Annotated in this window: 21 protein-coding genes; 6 read left to right on the forward strand and 15 right to left on the reverse strand. The window is 68.2% G+C overall.

All coding sequences use genetic code 11. The features are described from left to right. The first annotated feature begins 89 nt into the window (after positions 1-89). Together DKM19_RS20305 and DKM19_RS20310 are read left to right on the forward strand one after the other, a co-directional pair. Positions 90-305, forward strand: coding sequence for a hypothetical protein (locus tag DKM19_RS20305; RefSeq protein ID WP_204358892.1), 216 nt, complete (start codon positions 90-92; stop codon positions 303-305). 100 nt (positions 306-405) lie between these two features. Next, positions 406-1,281, forward strand: coding sequence for a polysaccharide deacetylase family protein (locus DKM19_RS20310; RefSeq protein ID WP_110697398.1), 876 nt, complete (start codon positions 406-408; stop codon positions 1,279-1,281). A gap of 200 nt (positions 1,282-1,481) precedes the next feature. Here the strand turns inward: DKM19_RS20310 and DKM19_RS20315 are convergent, their stop codons facing one another. Continuing rightward, positions 1,482-2,309, reverse strand: coding sequence for a class I SAM-dependent methyltransferase (locus DKM19_RS20315; protein ID WP_110697400.1), 828 nt, complete (start codon positions 2,307-2,309; stop codon positions 1,482-1,484). 72 nt (positions 2,310-2,381) lie between these two features. Between DKM19_RS20315 and DKM19_RS20320 the strand changes: the two genes are divergently transcribed. Further along, positions 2,382-2,984 (forward strand): TetR/AcrR family transcriptional regulator, encoded by a 603-nt coding sequence (locus DKM19_RS20320; protein WP_110697402.1) that lies wholly within the window; start codon positions 2,382-2,384, stop codon positions 2,982-2,984. Positions 2,985-3,410: 426 nt separating this feature from the next. On the opposite strand, the gene DKM19_RS20325 is transcribed toward DKM19_RS20320, so the two are convergent. Next, positions 3,411-3,953, reverse strand: a complete 543-nt coding sequence (locus DKM19_RS20325; RefSeq protein WP_369989413.1) for an SDR family NAD(P)-dependent oxidoreductase — start codon at positions 3,951-3,953, stop codon at positions 3,411-3,413. Between DKM19_RS20325 and DKM19_RS20330 the strand changes: the two genes are divergently transcribed. The 3 genes from DKM19_RS20330 (at position 3,888) to DKM19_RS20340 (ending at position 6,624) form a co-directional block, all read left to right on the forward strand. Further along, positions 3,888-4,508 (forward strand): helix-turn-helix domain-containing protein, encoded by a 621-nt coding sequence (locus DKM19_RS20330; protein WP_204358893.1) that lies wholly within the window; start codon positions 3,888-3,890, stop codon positions 4,506-4,508. The genes DKM19_RS20325 and DKM19_RS20330 overlap by 66 nt on opposite strands. Positions 4,509-4,801: 293 nt before the next feature. Beyond that, the gene (locus DKM19_RS20335) at positions 4,802-5,869 is read left to right on the forward strand and encodes an amidohydrolase family protein (RefSeq protein WP_239514346.1); all 1,068 of its coding nucleotides are present in this window, start codon (positions 4,802-4,804) and stop codon (positions 5,867-5,869) included. Positions 5,870-5,928: 59 nt separating this feature from the next. Beyond that, positions 5,929-6,624, forward strand: a complete 696-nt coding sequence (locus tag DKM19_RS20340) for a FadR/GntR family transcriptional regulator (RefSeq protein WP_110697408.1) — start codon at positions 5,929-5,931, stop codon at positions 6,622-6,624. 177 nt (positions 6,625-6,801) lie between these two features. Here DKM19_RS20340 and DKM19_RS20345 read toward each other — a convergent pair whose 3' ends face one another. The 13 genes from DKM19_RS20345 to DKM19_RS20405 all read right to left on the reverse strand — a co-directional run bounded on the left by DKM19_RS20345 (position 6,802) and on the right by DKM19_RS20405 (position 19,246). Beyond that, entirely contained in the window at positions 6,802-7,689 is an 888-nt protein-coding gene (locus tag DKM19_RS20345) for an MBL fold metallo-hydrolase (protein ID WP_110697410.1), read from the reverse strand. 111 nt (positions 7,690-7,800) lie between these two features. Then, the gene (locus tag DKM19_RS20350) at positions 7,801-9,009 is read right to left on the reverse strand and encodes an ABC transporter substrate-binding protein (protein WP_110697412.1); all 1,209 of its coding nucleotides are present in this window, start codon (positions 9,007-9,009) and stop codon (positions 7,801-7,803) included. Between the two features lie 149 nt (positions 9,010-9,158). After that, complete coding sequence (locus DKM19_RS20355; RefSeq protein ID WP_110697414.1) at positions 9,159-11,054, reverse strand: ATP-binding cassette domain-containing protein; 1,896 nt, start codon at positions 11,052-11,054, stop codon at positions 9,159-9,161. Continuing rightward, positions 11,042-11,914 (reverse strand): branched-chain amino acid ABC transporter permease, encoded by an 873-nt coding sequence (locus DKM19_RS20360; protein ID WP_110697416.1) that lies wholly within the window; start codon positions 11,912-11,914, stop codon positions 11,042-11,044. Before DKM19_RS20360 ends, DKM19_RS20355 begins: the two co-directional genes overlap by 13 nt. Before the next feature lie 2 nt (positions 11,915-11,916). Then, entirely contained in the window at positions 11,917-12,660 is a 744-nt protein-coding gene (locus DKM19_RS20365) for an ABC transporter ATP-binding protein (RefSeq protein ID WP_204358894.1), read from the reverse strand. 26 nt (positions 12,661-12,686) lie between these two features. Then, a complete protein-coding gene (locus DKM19_RS20370; protein ID WP_110697418.1) occupies positions 12,687-13,208 on the reverse strand; it encodes a 3-hydroxybutyryl-CoA dehydratase in 522 nt (173 codons plus the stop codon). A 59-nt stretch (positions 13,209-13,267) separates the two neighbouring features. Further along, positions 13,268-13,684: a RidA family protein gene (locus DKM19_RS20375; protein ID WP_110697420.1), complete on the reverse strand. Its 417-nt coding sequence runs from the start codon at positions 13,682-13,684 to the stop codon at positions 13,268-13,270. A gap of 171 nt (positions 13,685-13,855) precedes the next feature. Further along, on the reverse strand, positions 13,856-15,307 hold the full coding sequence (locus tag DKM19_RS20380; RefSeq protein ID WP_110697422.1) for an aldehyde dehydrogenase: 1,452 nt from the start codon (positions 15,305-15,307) through the stop codon (positions 13,856-13,858). Further along, positions 15,300-15,500 (reverse strand): 2-hydroxymuconate tautomerase, encoded by a 201-nt coding sequence (locus DKM19_RS20385; protein WP_110697424.1) that lies wholly within the window; start codon positions 15,498-15,500, stop codon positions 15,300-15,302. The genes DKM19_RS20380 and DKM19_RS20385 overlap by 8 nt, the downstream gene beginning before the upstream one ends. Beyond that, positions 15,500-16,285, reverse strand: coding sequence for a 2-keto-4-pentenoate hydratase (locus DKM19_RS20390; RefSeq protein WP_110697426.1), 786 nt, complete (start codon positions 16,283-16,285; stop codon positions 15,500-15,502). The genes DKM19_RS20385 and DKM19_RS20390 overlap by 1 nt, the downstream gene beginning before the upstream one ends. Beyond that, positions 16,282-17,322: a 4-hydroxy-2-oxovalerate aldolase gene (dmpG, locus tag DKM19_RS20395; protein ID WP_110697428.1), complete on the reverse strand. Its 1,041-nt coding sequence runs from the start codon at positions 17,320-17,322 to the stop codon at positions 16,282-16,284. Before dmpG ends, DKM19_RS20390 begins: the two co-directional genes overlap by 4 nt. Beyond that, positions 17,319-18,254 (reverse strand): acetaldehyde dehydrogenase (acetylating), encoded by a 936-nt coding sequence (locus DKM19_RS20400; RefSeq protein ID WP_110697430.1) that lies wholly within the window; start codon positions 18,252-18,254, stop codon positions 17,319-17,321. Before DKM19_RS20400 ends, dmpG begins: the two co-directional genes overlap by 4 nt. Next, complete coding sequence (locus tag DKM19_RS20405) at positions 18,251-19,246, reverse strand: 2-keto-4-pentenoate hydratase (RefSeq protein WP_239514347.1); 996 nt, start codon at positions 19,244-19,246, stop codon at positions 18,251-18,253. The genes DKM19_RS20400 and DKM19_RS20405 overlap by 4 nt, the downstream gene beginning before the upstream one ends. Positions 19,247-19,687: the final 441 nt, after the last annotated feature.

Below are 19,687 nucleotides of genomic sequence, written 5' to 3' on the forward strand. Positions count from 1 at the left end.
GCACAGAGCGTGTCTTCCTGCTTGCACTCCGGGGTTCTGGAGTCATCCGGACGGCCCCGCGCCGGGACACGAGCCGGATGGAGATGGTCGTGGTGGGAAACGTCACCTTCACCGACCGTCCGGCAGGACCTGACCGATCGGCGTTCGCCGGCACCCTCGACCAGATCATGGACGACATCAACACGGCCGCGGAGGCGGGCGCGGACGAGCTGATCGTGGACCTGAATCTGCAGGACTGGTTCACCGGCACGGGGCAGATGCTTGAGACGGCGGTGGAGATCCGCGAACGGGCCGTGGCCTCATGACCGATGTCGGGGCGCTGGTAAAAAACGTGTCACCAGCTCACCGATGCGCGTGTCTTCCTCGCTTGAACCTGACACTGATGTCAGGTCCTACCGTTCTTGTATGGCACAGGACCTGAATCTCTTCGAGTACAACCCGATCACCGAGCGGCCGACGATCACCTGGCCCGGCGGCGCCCGGGTCGCCGTGTACGTCGGGCTCAACGTCGAGCATTTCCTCCTCGGCCGCCCGTCCACGAGCATCTGGCCCGGTACCGCCGATCTGGTGCCCGACGCGCTCAACCACGGCTGGCGTGACTACGGCGCCCGGGTCGGCATCTGGCGCATCACCGACATCCTGGACCGGCACGGCGTCCGGGCCAGTGTGCTGCTCAACTCCGACGTCGTCCACCACTACCCACAGATCGTCAGGGCCGGCGTCGAACGGGACTGGGCGTGGCTGGCGCATGGGCGGACCAACTCGATCCTGCACACCGGTATGGACCGCGACGACGAGCGCCGCGTTCTCACCGAGATCACCGACACCATCGCCGAGGGCACCGGCCGCCGGCCGCTCGGCTGGATGGGGCCCGGCCTGACCGAGACGTTCCACACCCCGGAACTGCTGGCCGATCTCGGCTTCCGCTACCTGCTGGACTGGACCAACGACGACCAGCCGTACCCATTGCGGGTACCCGGGATGATCAGTGTCCCCTATTCGGTCGAGCTCAATGATCTGATGCTGTTCGGCAAGGGCACGACCGGGCCGGAGTTCCTCCAGATCGTCACCGACCAGTACGAGCAGTTGAGCGCCGAGTCCGCGCACAGCGGCCGGGTGATGGCGCTGGCTCTGCACCCGTTCTCGATCGGCCAGGCGTTCCGTGCGAAGTATCTTGACCGGGCGCTGGCGTATCTGGCGGCGCAGCCGGATGTCTGGCTGACCACCAGCGACGAGATCGCCGAGCACTATCTGCGTACCGCCGACCCGCGCCGGGGCTGATCACCGGCCACCGGCCGACGTGACGCCCTCGGGGCCTTCCCGTCGACCCCGGCGAGGACGTGCGGGCCGCGCTACGCTCCTCCCGTCAGGCGGAGATCACGGACGCTCTGGCGGAACCGCTGGTTGCGCTCCGCCGACGCCCGGCAGAGCGTCGAACGGCCCCGCGGATTCCTGGATCGGCGGCGATGCGGCGGATGGAGTCAGGAGGCTCCGGTGCGTACGGCGGTCGTGGCCAGGGTGGTGTAGTTCATCGTGAAGCGCCCGCCCAGGGAGTCGATGGCGCCCCCGACCGCGTCCAGTATCTCGGCCAGCTGATCGGGACGGAGCTGGGTGAGGCCACCGGTGGTGGGTAGCAGGTCCAGCCACTGGTCGCGCGTGTAGGACCGCTCCCAGTCGAATCGCCACTGTTCGAAATCGTTGAACTGTTCGGTCTCGCGGATCTTGTCGGCGAACTTCGCGTATGCCACCTGGTAGAGGTCGAGCGGCCGTCGGGCCGGTTGGCCGTTGAGCGGGGAGTCGGGCGCCGCCCGCCGGTAGGCGGCGGCGAACGGCTCGGCCACCTCGACAGGCGGCTCGTACACGTGCCCGAAGATCGTCAGCCGTCCCCGTGGACGCAGCACATGTGCCGCCTTCACGGCGCCGGCGGCCGGATCCACCCAGTGCCACGACTGGGCGGCGATGACCGCGTCGAACGTCCGGCCGGCCGGCTGCCAGGATTCGAAGGCCGCCACCTCGACCCGCAGGCCACGGGATCGCGCGAAGTCGGCCATCCGCGCATCGGGCTCGACGCCGAGCACGGCGCAGCCGGCGGCCTGGAACTGGCGGGCGGCGATGCCGGTACCGCAGCCGACGTCGAGCACGTCGGGCCCGGGGCTCCCGGCGACGATCCGCGCCACCAACGCGTCGGGGTAGCCGGGCCGGGCTTGGTCGTAGCGTTGCGCGTCCACGCCGAACGACTCGGCCATCCGCCGGGCCTTGTGCGACTCCGTCGGGGACGGTTCTGGTTGCTCCCGAGGTATTATGGGCATGCGCCCACTTTAGTGGGCGCATGCCCACTAGGCAATGCGTGCCGACGGGTCGACGCACGAAAGGATCTTTGAGTGCCGACTGGGGTGCATCTTCGCGACGCGCGGCAACAGCTGTTCGACGCTGCCGAACGCGTGCTTCTGCGGGACGGGCCGAACGCGCTGACCAGCCGGGCCGTCACCGACGAGGCGGGCTGCGCCAAAGGCGTCCTGCACCGGCACTTCACCGACTTCGACGCCTTCCTCGCCGACCTGGTGCTCGACCGGGCCGCGCAGCTCGAGACACAGGCGAGTGTGCTGCGCGAATCCGTCGGCACCGACACGGTGGCCGACAACCTCACCAGCGGGCTGACCACCCTGTTCGGACCGATACCAATGGCGATCATCCCGCTGATCATCTTCCGGGACGAGCTGCGCGCACGGCTGCGGAAGGCCAGACCCGGGGGAGGCATCGCGATCCTCGCCCAGGCCACGACCGCGGTCTGCGCCTATCTGACCGACGAGCGCGAACTGGGCCGCATCGCGGCCGACGCCGACATCGACTCACTCACCCTCTCCCTGGTCGGTGGCGGACACCTCCTGTTCGCGGACCCCGACCCCGGCCCGCCGACCACGGCGGCCGTCAACAAGTTCGTGACGGCGGTCATCGCCGACGCCGTGCAACGCCGACCGGCCTAGGGACTCGGAGTGCCGGCAAACGATGGCGCCCTCAGAGGACCCACGCACCGCCCGCGGGTGAACGGTGACGGCTACGTTGTCCTTGCCGACCGCGATACGGCAGGTCACCCCGGCCGGGCGGCCGAACCGCTCGCCGTAGGGCCGCCGACGGGTTCCCGCTTGACCCGGGGCGGGGCCGCGGCCCCGCCCCGGGTCAAGCGGTGGCGAGATAGGCGGTCAGGCCATCGAGCAGACGAGAGCGCCGAACCGATCTGGCACGAAGGCCGCGTCGAGCGCACACCGCAGGCTCGGACTCCGTATCGAAGCTGACGGCCTGGGGGCGGCAGCCGGGACGCCCTGGTCGTTGCGGGCCCGGGCCGCCGGTGCCGTCTTCTCGACCTTCCTCTCACAGGGGACCGTTTGTGAGAGGAAGGGTGTGGTGCGGTATCAGCCGAGGGCGGGCATTCCGCCCATGGCGCTGAGGGTGGTGCCGTTGATGTAGCCGGCGGCCTGGGAGGCGAGGAAGGTGACGGCTCCGGCGATTTCCTCGGCGTCCGCGAGGCGTTGCAGTGCGACGGCCTTTCCGGCGGCTTCGAAGGCGTCGCCGAAGGCGGCGGTGCCTTCGGTGCGGGTGGGGCCGGCCGCGAGGGCGTTGACGCGGACGCCTGCCGGGCCGAATTCCGCGGCCCAGACACGGGTGAGGGATTCCAGGGCGGCCTTGGTGGCGCCGTAGATGCCGGTGCCCGGGCCCGGTGTGGTGGTGGCGCCGCTGCTGATGTTGATGATCGCGCCGTGCCCGCGCTGGACCATGGCGGGTGCCAGGGCTTGGACGAGAAGGTAGGGGCGCGCAGGTTGATGTTGATGTGTGCTCAGGGCAGCACGGCGATGCGGCAAACATCCTTGCTGTGGTGGCAAACTGGAGGCATGGACGAGGGCACAGCAGCGACGATGGCGGCCGTCGGTCCCCGATTGAGGGCCCTGCGCACCCACCGCAACATCACGCTGACCCGGCTCTCCGAGACGACCGGCATCTCCATCAGCACGCTCTCGCGCCTGGAATCAGGACAGCGCCGCCCCACCCTCGAACTGCTGCTGCCGCTCGCACGGGATCTGCGTGTGGCCATCGATGAGCTGATCGGCGCACCCCACACAGGAGACCCGCGGCTGCACCTCAAGGCGGTCACCCGCAACGGCATGACGCTCCTGCCGCTGACGAGGCGCGCCGGAAACCTGCAGGCCTACAAATTGATCATCTCCCCCCGGACGCGGCCGCCCCATCCCGAACAATCCAGCCACGAGGGCTACGAATGGCTCTACGTCCTCAACGGGCGCCTGCGCCTGGTCCTGGGCGACAGCGACCTGACCATGGGGCCGGGGGAGGCCGCCGAATTCGACACCCGCACACCACACTGGTTCGGCAACGCCGACGAACACCCCGTCGAAGTTCTGACCCTTTTCGGCCACCAGGGTGAGCGCGCCCACCTGCGCGCTCACCCCACACCGGTCCAGGGTCACCAGGAAGCCCCCGCGGACGACCACCCCTGAACAACTCTGAGGTCGGTACGCCCCCGGCCCGGCTGAACCGGTGACGAGCTGCAAGATCACCCCGGGGGCGGACCGCGCCTGTCATTGACAGCAACCATTATTATCAATATGTTGAGTGTGGACATGCGCTAGTTGTCCGATGCCGGCGATCCGGTACGGGAGCGGTTATCGCGCGTGTCCCCGGCCGTCCATGTGCCGACCGCAACTCGGTCCGGTCGAGCCGGCTTCCACTCCCACGGCGAAGGGTCTAATTGAATGGGTGCCGGTCCTGCGTGTCGGGCGATGTGTTCCGAGTGTTCGGACGCGGTTTGTCGGGCCGGGTGCGCATGTCGATGAGCACCCACCGACCTGTCGTCGACGTCCACGCCCACGCACTGCCCATGCGGCTGCTCGAGGACCTCGCAGCGCACGGGCTGGCGGACCTGTCCCACGTGGACGAGATGGTGCTGCACTTGCACCCGAGCATCTCGGGCATCGCCCAGGGCGCGCGTATCCCGTTGCCGCCGGACCAGTACAGCGTCTCCCACCGGTTGGCGTCCATGGACGCGGCGGGCATCGACATCCAAGCGGTCTCGGCGGCGCCGTTCGTCTTCGCTTCGATGTCCACGGATCCGGCGCTCGTGATGGACGTGACACGCCGTTCGAACGACGCGCTGGCCGAGTTCGTCGCGGCGGCCCCCGAGCGTCTGGTCGCCCTTGCGACGGTTCCGATCGGAATCGAAGGCGCCGCCGAAGAGGCCGCCCGATGCGTTGAGGAACTAGGAGTGGCCGGGGTCACGATCGGCACGTTCGGCGGTGGGCACGAACTCGATGACCCGGTCAACGAGCCGGTGTGGGCTTTCCTGAGCGAACGACAGACCTTCTGCTTCGTCCATCCGAGTCGGACGTCGTCACCGGAGCGACTGCGCGAGTATCACCTGGCGCAGTTGCTGGGTTACCCGGCCGAGACCGCTCTCGCCGTCGCGCGCCTCATTTTCGGCGGTGTTCTCGACCGTCACCGTCCGGTGCTCTGCCTGGCCCACGGCGGCGGGTGTCTTACCGGCCTCGCCCCCCGCCTGACGATCGGGTGGATGCGCAAAGCCGAGACACGGACAGTCGCCAATCCTCCGGCGTACTATCTGCGGCGGCTGCATTATGACACCGCGGTGTTCAGTGGCGAGATGCTTGAGCGGCTCATCGAAGAAGTGGGTTCCGAGCGAGTGCTGCTGGGCACCGACATGCCCTTCGATCTCGCCGACGTCGACGCCGCCTCGATGGTCGGCAAGTTGTCGATCGCCGAAGGGGCAAGGGATGCGATCCTCGGAGCGAACGCCGAGCGCTTGATCAGCGCTTTGGCGGAACGAGCACGGCCCGCCCCTTAAGATCAATGCCCATAGCAGGCTAGGCTTGTATAGACGCGGACGAATGGAAAGGCAAGGCTGTGAGCAGCGACGACCAGACGTCCGGCGTGCCGTGGACATCCCGATCCGACGCCGTGGCGAAGCGGATCGAGGATCGGATCAGCGAACAGAACTTGCCCGCCGGTCACCATCTCGGCACCAAGGAAAGCCTGCGTCAAGAGTTCAACGTCGCGGTCGCGACCGTCAACGAGGCAGTTCGGCTGCTGAGTTCGCGCGGCACGATCGAGGTCAGGCCGGGCATCGGCGGAGGCCTCTTCGTAGCCAGGCCGACCCTTGTCGTTCGCCTCGGGCGCAAAATGCTCGAACTCAGCGGGGAATCGGTATCCGTCGCCGACTCCCTGGACATTCGTGACGGCCTGGAGCCACTCGTCATTCGCGATGCCACCAAGCACCGCACCGAGTCCGATATCGCAGACCTCCGCAAGATCCTGGAGCAGATGAGCGCCGCCGGCGACGCCGCTCAATACTTGAAGGCGAATTGGCAACTACACCGCCGCATGGCTGAAATCTCGCCCAACCTGATTCTGCGGAATCTGTACCTGGGGCTCCTGGATTTCGTATCCAGCCGAGTTTCTGCAGTGACGACCGAAACGGCCCTCAACGGCGACGGTGTGGAGGTACACCGCGACCTGGTCGACGCGATCGAAAGCGGTTCGCGCAAGCGTGCGGAGACGATGGCGGCGCGGCATGCTCGCCTGACCGCCTCGCGTCGCTAGCGCGCCGGTCATGTCGTCGTCAGGCGGCCGGTCGATGGGACCACGAGCCTCTTCCTGACCCCGAGCGATACGTGATCAGGAAGAGGTGCCACAAACCGGGACGGGATTGCACCGGCGCTGCAGAGCTCCGGAGCGGCCGGATCCGGGGCCGTCCGGAGTGCGACAGCCGCCGCGGGTTCAGATCCACTCGGCGATCGCGAAGCGGCCGTCCCGCCGCTCGGCACGGAAGACGTGCTGTCCGTTGAAGTGGGCCGGGAAGATCAGCGCGCGGTTGTCGGCCGCCCAGCCCAGAACGTTCTTCCTGGTCTCGACGGATCCGGCCTCGTCCTCGCAGAAGCAACTGTTCAATGCGCAGTCCAGCACCTGCATCGGCGAGTGCAGGATGTCGTTGACGAAGATCGCCTGATCCGATCCGGCCTGCACCTTCACGACCGCCAGGCCAGGCGTGTGACCGGGGGCGAGCTCGAGGCGGAGGTTCTCGTCGATCGTCAGGCTCGGTCCGTCCCAGACGTCGGCCAGACCAGCGTCCAGGATCGGCCGCACGCTGTCGTCGAAGACGTTCTCGTTGACCTTCTCGCCGCGGCGACGGATCTCGTTGCCGGGATCCCAGAACTCGACCTCGGGCCGGGCGAAGACGTAACGCGCGTTCGGGAACGTCGGGACCCACTCACCGTCCACGTCGTGCGTGTTCCATCCGACGTGGTCGACGTGCAGGTGCGTGCAGATCACCAGGTCGATGTCGTCCGGCCGGAAGCCGGCGGACTCCAAGGTCTGCAGGTACGGCGTCTGCCGCATGCTGAAGTCCGGCATGGACGGGCGAAGCTTGCCGTTGCCGACCCCGGTGTCGACGAGGATGTTCTGCCCGCCGCTGCGGATCAGCCAGCTGTGGAACACGGTGTGGGCTCGCTTGGAGGTGGCGTCCCAGTGGTCCGGCTCAAGCCAGTCCCGGTTCGCCAGCCAGGCGGCCTCGTCGGTTCCGGGGAAGTACCGATCGATCGGCATCGCCCAATGGACGAACTCCTCGATGCGGTTGACCGAGACGTCGCCGATCTCAATGCTGTCCATTCGTCCTCCAGGCAGTGCGGGGCGGCGGCCCGAGCGACTGTTGTTGTCTGTAACGGTGAAACAGGCCGGGACCGATACCCGCGATGGTGGATACCGGTCCCGCGAGCCGGGTCAGGATGCGGGGTTGCTCAGGCCCTTCCACTCGTCGCCGTCGAACTTGGCGAGCAGGTAGCCGCCCTCGGCGCCGGCGTGGTCGTCGGCCGTGCGCGTCCACACCGACATCGCGCCGACGAAGTGCTGGCCGGCCAGAGCCGTGTTGATCTTCTCGGAGTCGGCGGAGCCGGCCGTCTTGATGGCGTCGGCGAGTGACATCACGGACTCCCAGCCCATGATCGCGTTGCTCGCGCCGCCGGCGGCGTCGAGGCCTGCCGCGGCCATACCGTCGAGGTAGGCTTTGACCTGCGTCTTGTTGGCGGTGTCCGCCGGCAGCGAGTCGTACAGCTGGGCCGAGTAGGTGCCGGCGATCACCCCGGTCAGGGCGTCCTTGCCGGCCGCGTCCACGAAGCTCGGTGTCGTCGTGCCGCCGTTCATGCCCAGCGGGACGTCCACGTTCAGCCGCTTGAACGTCTTGACCACGTTCACCGCGTCGGGACCCGACATCCAGGACATGACGAAGTCGGGCTTGGCGTTGACCGCCTGGAGGACCTGCGGCGAGACGTCGACGGCCCCCGAGGTGAACTTCGAGTTCACCACGACAGTGAACGGCAGGTCCGTCTTCGTGGCCAGGTACGCCGGCAGCGCGTCGGAGAACGACGTACCGTTGCCGAGGACGGCGACCTTCTTCACGCCGGTGGCCTTGAAGTAGTCGATGAACCGGTCGATCATCACCGTGGTCGGCGTGGTGGCGGCCCAGCCCCACTTCTGCTGGTCGGCCTTGAGCGGACCCGGCCAGCTGCCGCCGTTCGTCATGATCGGAACTTGGGCCCGGGCGGCGGCCGGCACGGCCGCCGTCACCGCGGTCTGCTCGTCCGGGCCGACGATCGCCGACACGTGGTTGCGGCTCGTGAGCTGGCCGACGAGCTGCACGGCCAGCGACGGCTGGGACTTGTCGTCCAGTACCGTCAGATTGACCTGCTTGCCCAGCAGCCCGCCGTTGTCGTTCAGGTACTTCACCGCCGCCTTGGCGCCCTCGCTGTCCTGCAGACCCAGCACCGAGGTCGGACCGGTCAGCGAGTAGACGGCGCCCAGCTGGATGTCGCCGCCCGAGCCGGAGCCGCCGGCGGAGTCGGTGTCGGAGGCCGACGAGGAACCGCAGGCCGTCAGGCTGGTCGCGAGTACGGCACCGAGCACACCCGCGACAACAGCAGATCGAACTTTCACTTCAGCTACCTCATTTCGTGAGTGCGCCCGCTATCGGCGCAGCTCGACCTACCGGTGTGGCGGCATGCCGCACCAGCTGCGGTACATCGACTTCCGGGCCGCCCGCACGTCGGGCGGCCCGCTGTACCAGGTGTTCTCCGTGTCAACCGTCACCCGTCGCCGGTCGGTGCCCCCGTCGCGGCTTCGAGACTTCGGTCGGCGTCCTCGGTACGGCTCTCGCCGTTGGCTTTGTGTCGGCCGGCCGACAGGAACGCGTCGGCGACTCCCCGGTCCGCCGCGAGCTCGTCGAACCGTCCGTCGAAGATCGTTTCGCCCAGCGCCACGACCACGACGTGGTCGGTGAGTGCCCCGACGAAATCCAGGTCGTGCTCGATGATCAGCACGGGCACGTTCTCGAGCGCGTTCAGCACCTGCGCCAAGTCCGACCGCTGACTGTCGCTGAGCCCGGACGCGGGTTCGTCGAGGAGCAGCAGCGCCGGGCTTCCGGCCAGGCAGCGGGCGAGTTCGACCATGCGCTGGTTCGCCAGGGTCAGCTCGCCCGGCCGGACGGCTGCCAGGTGAGACAGCTCCATCCGCTCAAGCGTCCGCCAGGCCGCACGCCGCGCCCTGGTCAGGTTCGGGACGAAGAGGGTACGGACGAGTCCGGCCTTGTTCGCGAGGCGGCTACCGGCCGCGACGTTGTCGAGCACGCTGAGCTCTCCGGCGAGCCGCACCCGCTGGAACGTGCGCGCGACGCCCATCCGGGCACGGCGCCAGTCGGGCTCGCCGGTGACGTCGGCACCGCGGAACTGGAGTGTGCCCGCATCGCTGCGCTGCGCTCCCGCGATGAGGTCGAAGAACGTGGACTTGCCGGCGCCGTTCGGACCGATCACGGCGGTGATGCCGGTCCCCGGCACCGCCAGGGACAACTCGTTGACGGCGGTGATGCCGCTGTAGCGCTTGGTCAGGTCGCGCGCATGAACGACGGTGTCCACCGTGGCGGCGTGGGCGGGCGTCGTCGCCTCCTCGCCGGTCACGGCCCCGGAGAGATGCGCCCGGCCGAACCGTACGCCCCACCGGGCGGCCAGCCGGCGGACACCGGTGCTCGCGAGGCCGACGATGCCGTCAGGCGCGACCAGGAGCACCAGGATGAACGCCGCACCCTCGACGAGCAGGAAGTAGTCGGCGATGCCGGCGAACACCACCGGCAGGAACGTCAGGATCACGGACCCGGCGATGCCGCCGATCACCGAGCGCTTGCCGCCGAGGTACAGCATGAGCAGCAGGTTCATCGCGAGCGTGATGTTGAACCCGTCAGGGGAGACGAACCCCTGCGACTGCGCGTACAGCGACCCCGCGATGTCCGCGCAGACCGCCGCGAACACGAACACCAGCAGACGACGGCGGGCGACGTGCACGCCGAACGCCCGGGCCGCTTCCTCGCTCTCCGCCGCCAGCGCCACCTCGACGCCGGTACCCGAATGCACGAAGCGGGAGGCCACGCCGACACACAGGACCAGGACGACCAGCGCGAGCCAGCCGAACTGCAGCGGGGTCGAGATCTCGTGCCCGCCGATCGCCGCCGCCGGGATGCCCGCCAGGCCGTCGGTACCACCGAGCGACTTGGTCACGCTCAGGATGTTGGTGAGGATCAGGACGAGGAAGACGGTGACGATCGTCAGCGCGATTCCGCGCGCGCGGCTGACCGCGAGGGCGACGACCACGGCCAGCACGAGCGAGATGCCCAGCCCGATGAGGAACGCCGGCACCGTGCCCATCTGCTGGACGGAGGTGAGGTACCCGGTCGAGTACGCCCCGACCGCCATGAACACCGGCTGCGAGAACACCAGCTGCCGGGCGTAGCCGAGCTGCACGTCGAGGCCGACGACCACGATCGAGAAGACGATGGCCAGGACGAGGGTCGGAAGCAGGTAGCTGTTCTGCATCGCCAGCAGGGCGATGACGCCGCATCCGGCCACGAGCGTGCTGTGGCCGAACGGGCGAGCCCATTCACCGAGGGCGCCGGAGCCGCCACGGGACGGACGGCGAGGAGTCAGGTTGCCCACTGCGTGGCCCTCGGCTTGACCAGAATGATCGCGATCATCACCGCGATGGTGATGCTGCTCTGGTAGTCACCACTCATGTAGCCTCCAACGATTGACTGCAGCAAGCCCACACCGATGCCGCCGAAGAAGCCGAGGATGGGGTTGCCGAGTGATACCAGACTTGCCGCCACCAGGCCGATGATCGCGATCGAGAACCCGCTGGTGTAGCTGAACGGAACCGACGAGCCCATGAGGACACCGGTCGTCGCCGCGATCGCGCAGGCGATGACGAAGGCCGCGGTCCGGAAAGACCGGAGGTTGATCCCGACGGCCAGCGAGCCGCGCTCGCTGATGCCGCAGGCCAGCATCGCCTTGCCGACCAGGGTGGTACGGAAGGCGACCCACAGCGCGGCCACGACGGCCAACCCGAAGAGCACGACCAGCACGCCGTTGGGGTCGATCGCGACCGAGCCGAGCCGCCATGCCTTGTCCTCCAGGATCGGAGCCAGGGTGTGCACGTCGCGACCGAAGATCCGCAGACCCACACCCTGGAGCGTGATCGACAGCGCCAGGGTCAGCAGGAACTTCTGGGTGAAGTCGGAGCCGCCGAGCTTGCCGGCCCTGCCGGAGCGCGTCACGAGCAGGTCGAAGACCAGACCGAGGACGCCGCCCACCGCGATCATCGCGATTCCCGCGACCGCCCACGGCAGTCCGTGGTCGTGCAGGAAAACGGCCCCGAGCACGCCGACCATCGCGATCTCGCCGAAGGCCAGGTTGATGACGTTGGTGACCCGGTAGACCAGCGAGAGGGCCAGCGCGAACAGGCCGAAGCCGGCGCCTGAGATGATCCCGGACACCATGAGCTGCAGGAACGTCGTCATGGTCAGGCGGCTTTCGTTCCGAGGTAATAAGACTCGAGGACACCCGGAACCAGCAGTTCCTCGGTAGGCCGCTCGGCGATGATCGATCCCGAGGACATGACGATGCCGACGTCGCACAGTTCGAGTGCGCGGTGCGGGCTCTCCTCGACGAGCAGCACGCTCAATCCGGTCGCCCGCAGGTCGCGCAACACCTCGTACGTCTTCTCGATCATCGCCTCGCTCAGACCAAGCGAGGGCTCGTCCAACATCAACAGCCGCGGGCGTCCCATCAGCGCCCGGCCGAGCGCCACCATCTGCTGCTCACCGCCGGACATCGTCCCGGCCAGCTGCCGCTTGCGCTGGGCCAGGCGGGGGAACAGGTCGTAGACCTGTTCCAGCTCGGGGGCCCGGCGCGCCTCCCGGGCGCTGCGGGTCCAGGCGTACGCTCCGAGGACGAGGTTGTCCTCGACCGTCAGGCTGGGATACAGGTGGCGTCCCTCCGGGATGACCAGCATTCCGTTGCGCGCCAACCACGTGGACTTGCTCGTGGCCACCTCGTGCCCGTCGAACCACATGCGGCCATCGCGTGGAAGGGCACCGGCCAGGGCGCTGACCAGACTCGTCTTTCCGGCGCCGTTGCGGCCCAGAAGGCACACGTAGCTTCCGCGCGCGATCTCGAGCGAACACGTGGCGACCGCGGTGGCGAGGCCGTAGCGGACCGAGATGCCGCTGGCCCGCAGAATCGGGCCCGGCTCAGTAGTCATCATGGGGGTGAGTGCCTTCGGTTGTCTGACTACTCGGCGGGCATGACTGAGCCGCACTTGTCACAGGTGCGCGCGTCGAGGTCGTCCCAGAAGCTCCGGTACGCCTTGCCGACCGGATCCGCGGAGTAGTCGCCAACGTGGAACGTGACCTCGTGGAGGAACTCGCCGCACGACGGGCAGAACCACTGGAAGCGATCCATCTCCTCTGGGCGGCGCTGCCGCTCCATCACGACGATGTAGGCCTCCGGCGGAAAACGCGGCGAATGCGGGACGCCGGCCGGGGTGTAGTTCATCGATCCCTGCGGGATCGTGGCGATCTTCTCCTCGCCCTCCGGCGTCAGGTAGTGCAGGTTCATCTCACCGCGGATCACGTACGACATCTCGTCGCTCGGATTGATGTGGAATTCGCTGCGGTACTCGCGGCCGCGCGCCACGAAGGCGAGGGTCTCCCCCTGCTGCCACAGGACCTCGACCCGAGCGGTGCTGCTTTCGATTCGGCGGGTGACCTCATCGAGGTCGATGACGGGAAGGGTGAGCGGTTCGCTGGACATCTGAAGCTCCTATCTGACGAGGCCACCGGTTACGGGCCGCGTTGACGACATCGGTCGGGTCACTCGTCGGAGACGACCGCGGCGATGCACTCGATCTCGACGAGCACACCGGCGCGGGGCGGCGAGGACTCGGTCGTCGTACGGGCCGGCATGAACTCGACGCCTTCGAAGAAGGCGCGGTAAACGCGGTTGTACTCGGCGAAGTTGGCCAGGTCGCGCAGGTGGGTGTTGACCTTGAGGATGGACGACTTCGTGCCGCCGCCGGCCTCGACGACCGCTAGCAGATTGGTCAGCGCCTTCTGGGTCTGCTCCGCGATGTCGTCCGAGACGATCTCGAGCGTCTCGGCGTCGAGCGGGCCGCTGCCCGAGCAGTAGATGACGCCGTTGTGCACGACCGCCTGTGAGAGCGGCGACGGGGTGCCGGCCGAGAAGCCGAGCATCGGAGCCGCAGGAGTGTAAACCGGGTGAGGAGACATGCCTTTCCTTACTGATCGAGACTGGTCGGGTGAGTGGATTTTTGACGTCGAAGGCGGGACGTCCGCACGCCCGGCTGAGGCGACCGTTTCCCGATCGCACGCCGTCCGTATCCGTTCCCGCCGGTTGCAGGCAACATATTCATAATAATGATTCGCGTCAATGCCTCCGGATCAGTTGTCAGCCCGGGCGATTTGCATGACGACGGCCTTCGGCTCGGTGAAGAACTCGCGGCTGAAGTTGCCGCCTTCGCGCCCCATGCCGGAGTCGCCGACGCCGCCGAACGGGGCCCGCAGGTCGCGGATGAAGAAGCAGTTCACCCAGACCGTCCCCGCCTTCAACCGCGACGAGACACGATGCGCACGACTGAGGTTCTCGCTGAAGACCATCGCGTTCAGTCCGTACGGGGTGTCGTTGGCGGCCCGGACGACCTCGTCCTCGGTGTCGAACGGCGCGACCCGGACAAGCGGCCCGAAGATCTCCTCGCACACGTGCCTGGAGTCGTCGGGAAGGTCGACCGCGACCGTGGGCCGAACGATCCAACCGTCGCCGAGACCGCCCGTGAGGATCTTGCCGCCCTCCGCTTCGACGCTCTCGACGTACGACCGCACCTTGTTGTAGTGCTCCTCGCTGGCCAGCGGACCGAACTGGGTCGTCGGCTCCTTCGGGTCGCCGATGACCATGGCCTCTGCCGCGGTCACTAACCGCGCGAGGAATTCGTCGTAGACCGAGCGCTCGACGTAGAGCCGGGACCCGGCCAGGCAGACCTGGCCGGCGTTGGTGAAGATCGCGCGGATCGACCAGTCCACGGCGTTGTCGAGGTCGGCGTCCGCGAAGACGATGTTGGCGCCCTTGCCGCCCAGTTCCAGGCTGGCCGGGACGAGGTTCGCCGCCCCCGCGCGGGCGACGATCCGCCCGGTCCCGGACTCACCCGTGAACGTGATCCGGTCGACGTCCGGGTTCTCCGTCAGCGCCTGACCGGCGGAGTCGGGGCCGTACCCATGCACGACGTTGAACACGCCGGCGGGCATGCCGGCCTCGATCGCCAGGCGGGCGAGGATCGTCGCCGACGTCGGGGTGTCCTCGGCCGGCTTCAGCACCACGGTGTTGCCCCACGCGAGTGCGGGCGCGACCTTCCAGGTCTCCAGCATGAGCGGGAAGTTCCACGGGGCGATCGCGGCTACGACGCCGGCGGGCTGGAACAGCGTGTACGTGTGGTGTCGGTCGCCCATCGGCAGCACCTCGCCGACCGACAGGCGCGCGTGGTCGGCGAAGAAGCGGAAGTTGTGCGCCGCGCGGGCTACGTCGTTGCCCTTGCTCTGGGCGATCGGCTTGCCCATGTCGCGAGTGTCGGCGAGCCCCAGCTCGTCCGCGTGCTCCTCGATCAGGTCGGCGAGACGGTGCAGGATCGCCCCGCGCTCATCGAAGCCCATCCGGGGCCACGGCCCCTCGTCGAACGCCTTCCGCGCCGCGGCGACGGCGCGGTCGGAGTCGGCCTGGCCGCCCAGCGCCACGTCCGCCCACGGCTCACGCGTCCAGGGATCGATAGAGGGGAACCGGGCGCCGTCAAGTGAATGAACCTCGGCCCCGTCGATGACATGTCCGAAGAAGGGCAGGTCAGCCATCTGCTTGTGTCCTTTCCGCGAGTGTGACGTCACCGGCGGCCCAGTGGGTCGGCGGCACCTCGGAGATGATCACGCGGACCGCCTCCTTCGGGGCTTCGACCGTTGAGGTGACGGCGGTCGTGAGCGCGCTGATGAGGGCGCGGAGCTGTTCGGGCGACCGGCCCTCGCGCAGAGTGACCTGGACGAGTGGCATCAAGCGCCTCCGGACAGGTGGATCGAACCGAGGCTGCTGAAGTGGAAGGCGATCCGCGCCCCGGCCGGGGCGGGAACGGCGTCGGTCATGCCGCCGGTGAGGACCAGCTGCCCCGGCTCGATCGCCAGGCCGCGCCGCGCGAGGTCGTTGGCCGCGAGTGCCAGCGCCTCGGCCGGGTTGCCCTGCACGGCGGCACCGGTCGCGGAGTCGACGACGCGGCCGTCGACCTCGACGAGTACCGCCTCCAGCGTCAGGTCCAGCTGCTCGGGCCTGAGCCCGACGGCCCCGACCAGGAACGCGCCCGACGACGCGTTGTCCGCGACGACGTCGGGCAGGGTGAAGCGGAAGTCGCGGTAGCGGGAGTCGATCACCTCGGCGCCGGCGTAGACGCGGTCGACGGCCGCGAGTGCCTGCGCCGCTGTGACGCCCGGACCGGCCAGACGCTCGCGCATCAGGAAGACGATCTCCGGCTCGACCCGCGGGTGGATCAGCCGCGCGCCCGGGACCGGGGCACCGGCCGGCAGCACCATCGCGTCGGTCAGCCAGGCGACCAGCGGCGAGGAGATGTTCATCCGCTCCTGCTTGGCCCGCGACGTGAGGCCGAGTTTGACCCCCACCAGGTGCTCGCCACGGGCGAGGCGGCGGCGCAGCGTCTCGTCCTGTATCTCGTATGCGGTACGCAGGTCGAGGTCGGGCCACTGGTCGGTGATCGGCTCGCGATCGGTGCGCTCGTCCTCGCACGCCAGCAGCGTGGTGGCCGCGCGGTCGACGGTCCATGTGCTCATCGTGCGCTCCCGGCAGTCTCGCGCTCTTCCAGGATGGACAGGGCCACGTCGATGATCATGTCCTCCTGGCCGCCGACGTACCCGAGCTCGCCGACCCGTTGCAAGAGCTCGTGCGCGGGCACTCCGTACCGCTCCTCCGCTCGCTCCGCGTGCAGCAGGAACGAGGAGTAGACGCCGGCGTACCCCTGAGTGATCGCGGCGCGGTCCATCCACGGCAACCGCGGCAGCATCGGCTTGACCACGTCCTCGGCCGCCTGCATGACCCGCTGCACGTCGACGTCGGTCGCTATGCCGAGCCGTTCGAACGTCGCGGCCACGACCTCGGTGGGCGCATTGCCCGCGCCCGCGCCGAGGGCGCACAGCGCGCCGTCGATCTGCAGCGCGCCGTTCTGCGCCGCGAGCACCGAGTTGGCCACGCCCAGCGACAGGTTCTGGTGGCCGTGGAATCCGACCTGGGCCTGGTGGCCGATCTCGGCGTACAAGGCCTTGATCCGGTCCTGCGCGTCACCGAGGATGAGGGCGCCGGCGGAGTCGACGACGTAGACGCACTGCGCACCGGCGTCGACCATGACGCGCGCCTGCCTGGCCAGTTCCTCAGACCCCAAGCGGTGCGAGAGCATGAGGAAACCGACCGTCTCCATGCCCAGGTCACGGGCTGCGGCGAAATGCTGGATCGACACGTCCGCCTCGGTGCAGTGAGTGGCGATACGGGCGACCTGCGCGCCGCAGTCGTGTGCGTGCTTCAGGTCGTGGATCGTTCCCACGCCGGGCAGCAGCAGCACCGCGATGCGGGCCTGCTCGGCTTCGTCGACGGCCGCCTTGATCAGCGTGAACTCGTCGGTGCCGGAGAAGCCGTAATTGAACGACGACCCACCCAGGCCGTCGCCGTGCGACACCTCGATCACCTGCACCCCGGCGGTGTCCAGCGCCGACACGATGCCGCGGACCTGCCCCTCGGTGAACTGGTGACGCATGGCGTGACTGCCGTCACGCAGCGTCGAGTCGGTGATCCGGACCTTCCGCTGGATTTCCGTCATGCCGATGCACCTCCTGCAATGGCGGTCGTGGTCTTGTACTCGACGAGGAGCTCGCCGATGCGGGCGGCCGCGGCAGTGATGATGTCGAGGTTGCCGGCGTAGTCCGGCAGGTAGTCGCCGCGGCCCTTCACCTCCAGGAAGACGGCTATGCGAGCCATGCCATTCCAGGTGTCGCGGGGCGCGTCGAATTGCGGATCCGCCTTGAGGCGGTAGCCCGGGACGTACTCGCGCACCTTGTCGGCCATGGCGTGGATCGACTCGAGGATCGCGGTCTGGACGTCGCCGGGTTCGGCCGCCTCGGCCGGGATCGAGCAGAACACCGTGTTACGCATGATCATCGGCGGCTCGACGGGGTTCAGGACGATGATCGCCTTGCCGCGCTTCGCCCCACCGACGGCCGACAGCGCCGCCGCGGTCGTCTCGGTGAACTCGTCGATGTTCGCGCGGGTTCCGGGCCCGGCCGACTTGGACGCGATCGAGGCGACGATCTCGGCGTACTCGACCGGGACCACCCGGCCGATCGCCGCGACCATCGGCGTGGTCGCCTGTCCGCCGCAGGTGATCAGGTTGATGTTGGGCGCGTCCAGGTTCAGGTCCAGGTTCACCGGTGGGCAGACGTACGGCCCGACGGCCGCCGGCGTGAGGTCCACGGCGGTGATACCGGCCTCGGCGTACCTCGGCGCGTTCGCGAGGTGTGCCCTGGCGCTCGTCGCCTCGAAGACGATGTCCGGCAGTTCGTCCTGTTCGAGCAGCCAGTCGACACCTTCGGCACTGGTCTCCAGCCCGAGCCGCTTGGCACGAGCGAGACCGTCCGACGCCGGGTCGACGCCGATCATCCAGCGCGGCGTGAGCACGTCGCTGCGCCGCAAGAGCTTGAACATGAGGTCGGTGCCGATGTTGCCCGACCCGACGATCGCCGCGGTGGCGGTCATGCGAGATCTCCCATCCGAGCGGTGACGCTGCCCAGTCCGGCGACGGTGGCCGTGACGACGTCACCTGGGTTGAAGGGAATGGCGGCGGTCATGGAACCGGGCAGCACGACCTCGCCGGCGCCGAGTTCGACCCCACGCTCGCCCAGGACGTTCGCCAGCCAGACCAGCGCGTTGATCGGCGATCCGAGGACCGCCCCACCGGCACCGGTTCCGGCGAGCTCGCCGTTGCGGTGCAGTACGCAGCCGGCGAGACGCAAGTCGACCTGGTCCAGCCGCACCGGCCGGCTACCCAGCACGACGCCGCCCGAGGACGCGTTGTCCGCGATCGTGTCGACGATGCCGATCTTCCAGTCGGCGATGCGCGAGTCGATCAGTTCGAGCGCGGGCACGACGTACTCGACCGCCCGGATCGCCTCGGCGACGGTCACTCCCGGGCCGCGCAGCGGCCGACTGAGGATGAAGGCGATTTCCGGCTCGATCCGGGGCTGCAGAAATCGCTGTGCCGGTATGACCGCGTTCTCCGGGAAGAACATGTCATCCATGAGGTTGCCGAAATCGGGCTGTTCGACGCCGAGCTGGCGTTGCATCGAGGCGCTGGTCAACCCGACCTTGTGCCCGAGTAAACGCGAGCCGGACGCTATCCACTGGTCAAGCTGATGTTGCTGGATCGCGTAGGCGTCATCAATGGTCAGCGGGACATCGGGGTCCTGCAGCGGCGGAATCGGCTCTCGCTTGGTACGCGCGGCGGACAGGCGTCCTGCGAGGTCGGCCAGGAGGGATGGCGATGCCGCCCTCCTGGGCATGGGTCGCGACGCGGTCACCGGGCTATCTTGCTCATTCATCGTTTTCACCATATTCATCATATTGATTGGCGTCAATGGCCTGTTGTTGACCCGGTCGGCGACCGGGCTCCGCGGCCCGACGATGATCGAGTCGGGCCTGGTCATAGACGTCGCCGGGTTCTCGACCGGTCGCTCGACGCGTACCCGCATGGGTCGTCATTACGTCCCCCTGTCTACCCTTGACCATTTTGAATATAATGAATATGGTCGCTGCGGTAGTCGGTCATCGCCCTCGTGCCGCCGCACGCTCAGACGGTGGTGGCCTCGGTACGGGTACGGAGGCATTGGCGCATGCGCGACTGTCCGGAGTGGCGATCCAGTCGGTTCAGAGCCGGTTCAACCTGCGTCCCGTCGACGGCATCCATGCCGCGCGAGCCGTGCGGATCGCTCAAGAGGGCAAGCCCGGCCGGCGACCGCTCGACCGTCGGCGCGACCTGACAGATCAGTTCGTCGCGGCGCTCGGCTCCCCACTCGACTCTCTCGGCTCTTTCGAGTCTCTCGAGTGGACGGCCGACGTTCTCGGGCCGATGGCACTCTGCGGCGCGGCAGCTTGTCCTGGTCGAACTGATCAGGACGTCCGTTCCCTTTCAG

Origin of the sequence: Streptosporangium sp. 'caverna', assembly GCF_003203775.1 — a bacterium.
Taxonomy (GTDB): Bacteria; Actinomycetota; Actinomycetes; order Streptosporangiales; family Streptosporangiaceae; genus Streptosporangium; species Streptosporangium subroseum.

Coding starts and splice junctions, on each gene's coding strand:
- DKM19_RS20310 (WP_110697398.1), top strand. CDS start 406: ATGGCACAGGACCTGAATCTCTTCGAGTACAACCCGATCACCGAGCGG.
- DKM19_RS20315 (WP_110697400.1), bottom strand. CDS start 2,309: ATGCCCATAATACCTCGGGAGCAACCAGAACCGTCCCCGACGGAGTCG.
- DKM19_RS20330 (WP_204358893.1), top strand. CDS start 3,888: ATGGACGAGGGCACAGCAGCGACGATGGCGGCCGTCGGTCCCCGATTG.
- DKM19_RS20345 (WP_110697410.1), bottom strand. CDS start 7,689: ATGGACAGCATTGAGATCGGCGACGTCTCGGTCAACCGCATCGAGGAG.
- DKM19_RS20360 (WP_110697416.1), bottom strand. CDS start 11,914: ATGACGACGTTCCTGCAGCTCATGGTGTCCGGGATCATCTCAGGCGCC.
- DKM19_RS20365 (WP_204358894.1), bottom strand. CDS start 12,660: ATGATGACTACTGAGCCGGGCCCGATTCTGCGGGCCAGCGGCATCTCG.
- DKM19_RS20370 (WP_110697418.1), bottom strand. CDS start 13,208: ATGTCCAGCGAACCGCTCACCCTTCCCGTCATCGACCTCGATGAGGTC.
- DKM19_RS20375 (WP_110697420.1), bottom strand. CDS start 13,684: ATGTCTCCTCACCCGGTTTACACTCCTGCGGCTCCGATGCTCGGCTTC.
- DKM19_RS20380 (WP_110697422.1), bottom strand. CDS start 15,307: ATGGCTGACCTGCCCTTCTTCGGACATGTCATCGACGGGGCCGAGGTT.
- DKM19_RS20385 (WP_110697424.1), bottom strand. CDS start 15,500: ATGCCACTCGTCCAGGTCACTCTGCGCGAGGGCCGGTCGCCCGAACAG.
- DKM19_RS20390 (WP_110697426.1), bottom strand. CDS start 16,285: ATGAGCACATGGACCGTCGACCGCGCGGCCACCACGCTGCTGGCGTGC.
- dmpG (WP_110697428.1), bottom strand. CDS start 17,322: ATGACGGAAATCCAGCGGAAGGTCCGGATCACCGACTCGACGCTGCGT.
- DKM19_RS20400 (WP_110697430.1), bottom strand. CDS start 18,254: ATGACCGCCACCGCGGCGATCGTCGGGTCGGGCAACATCGGCACCGAC.
- DKM19_RS20405 (WP_239514347.1), bottom strand. CDS start 19,246: ATGCGGGTACGCGTCGAGCGACCGGTCGAGAACCCGGCGACGTCTATG.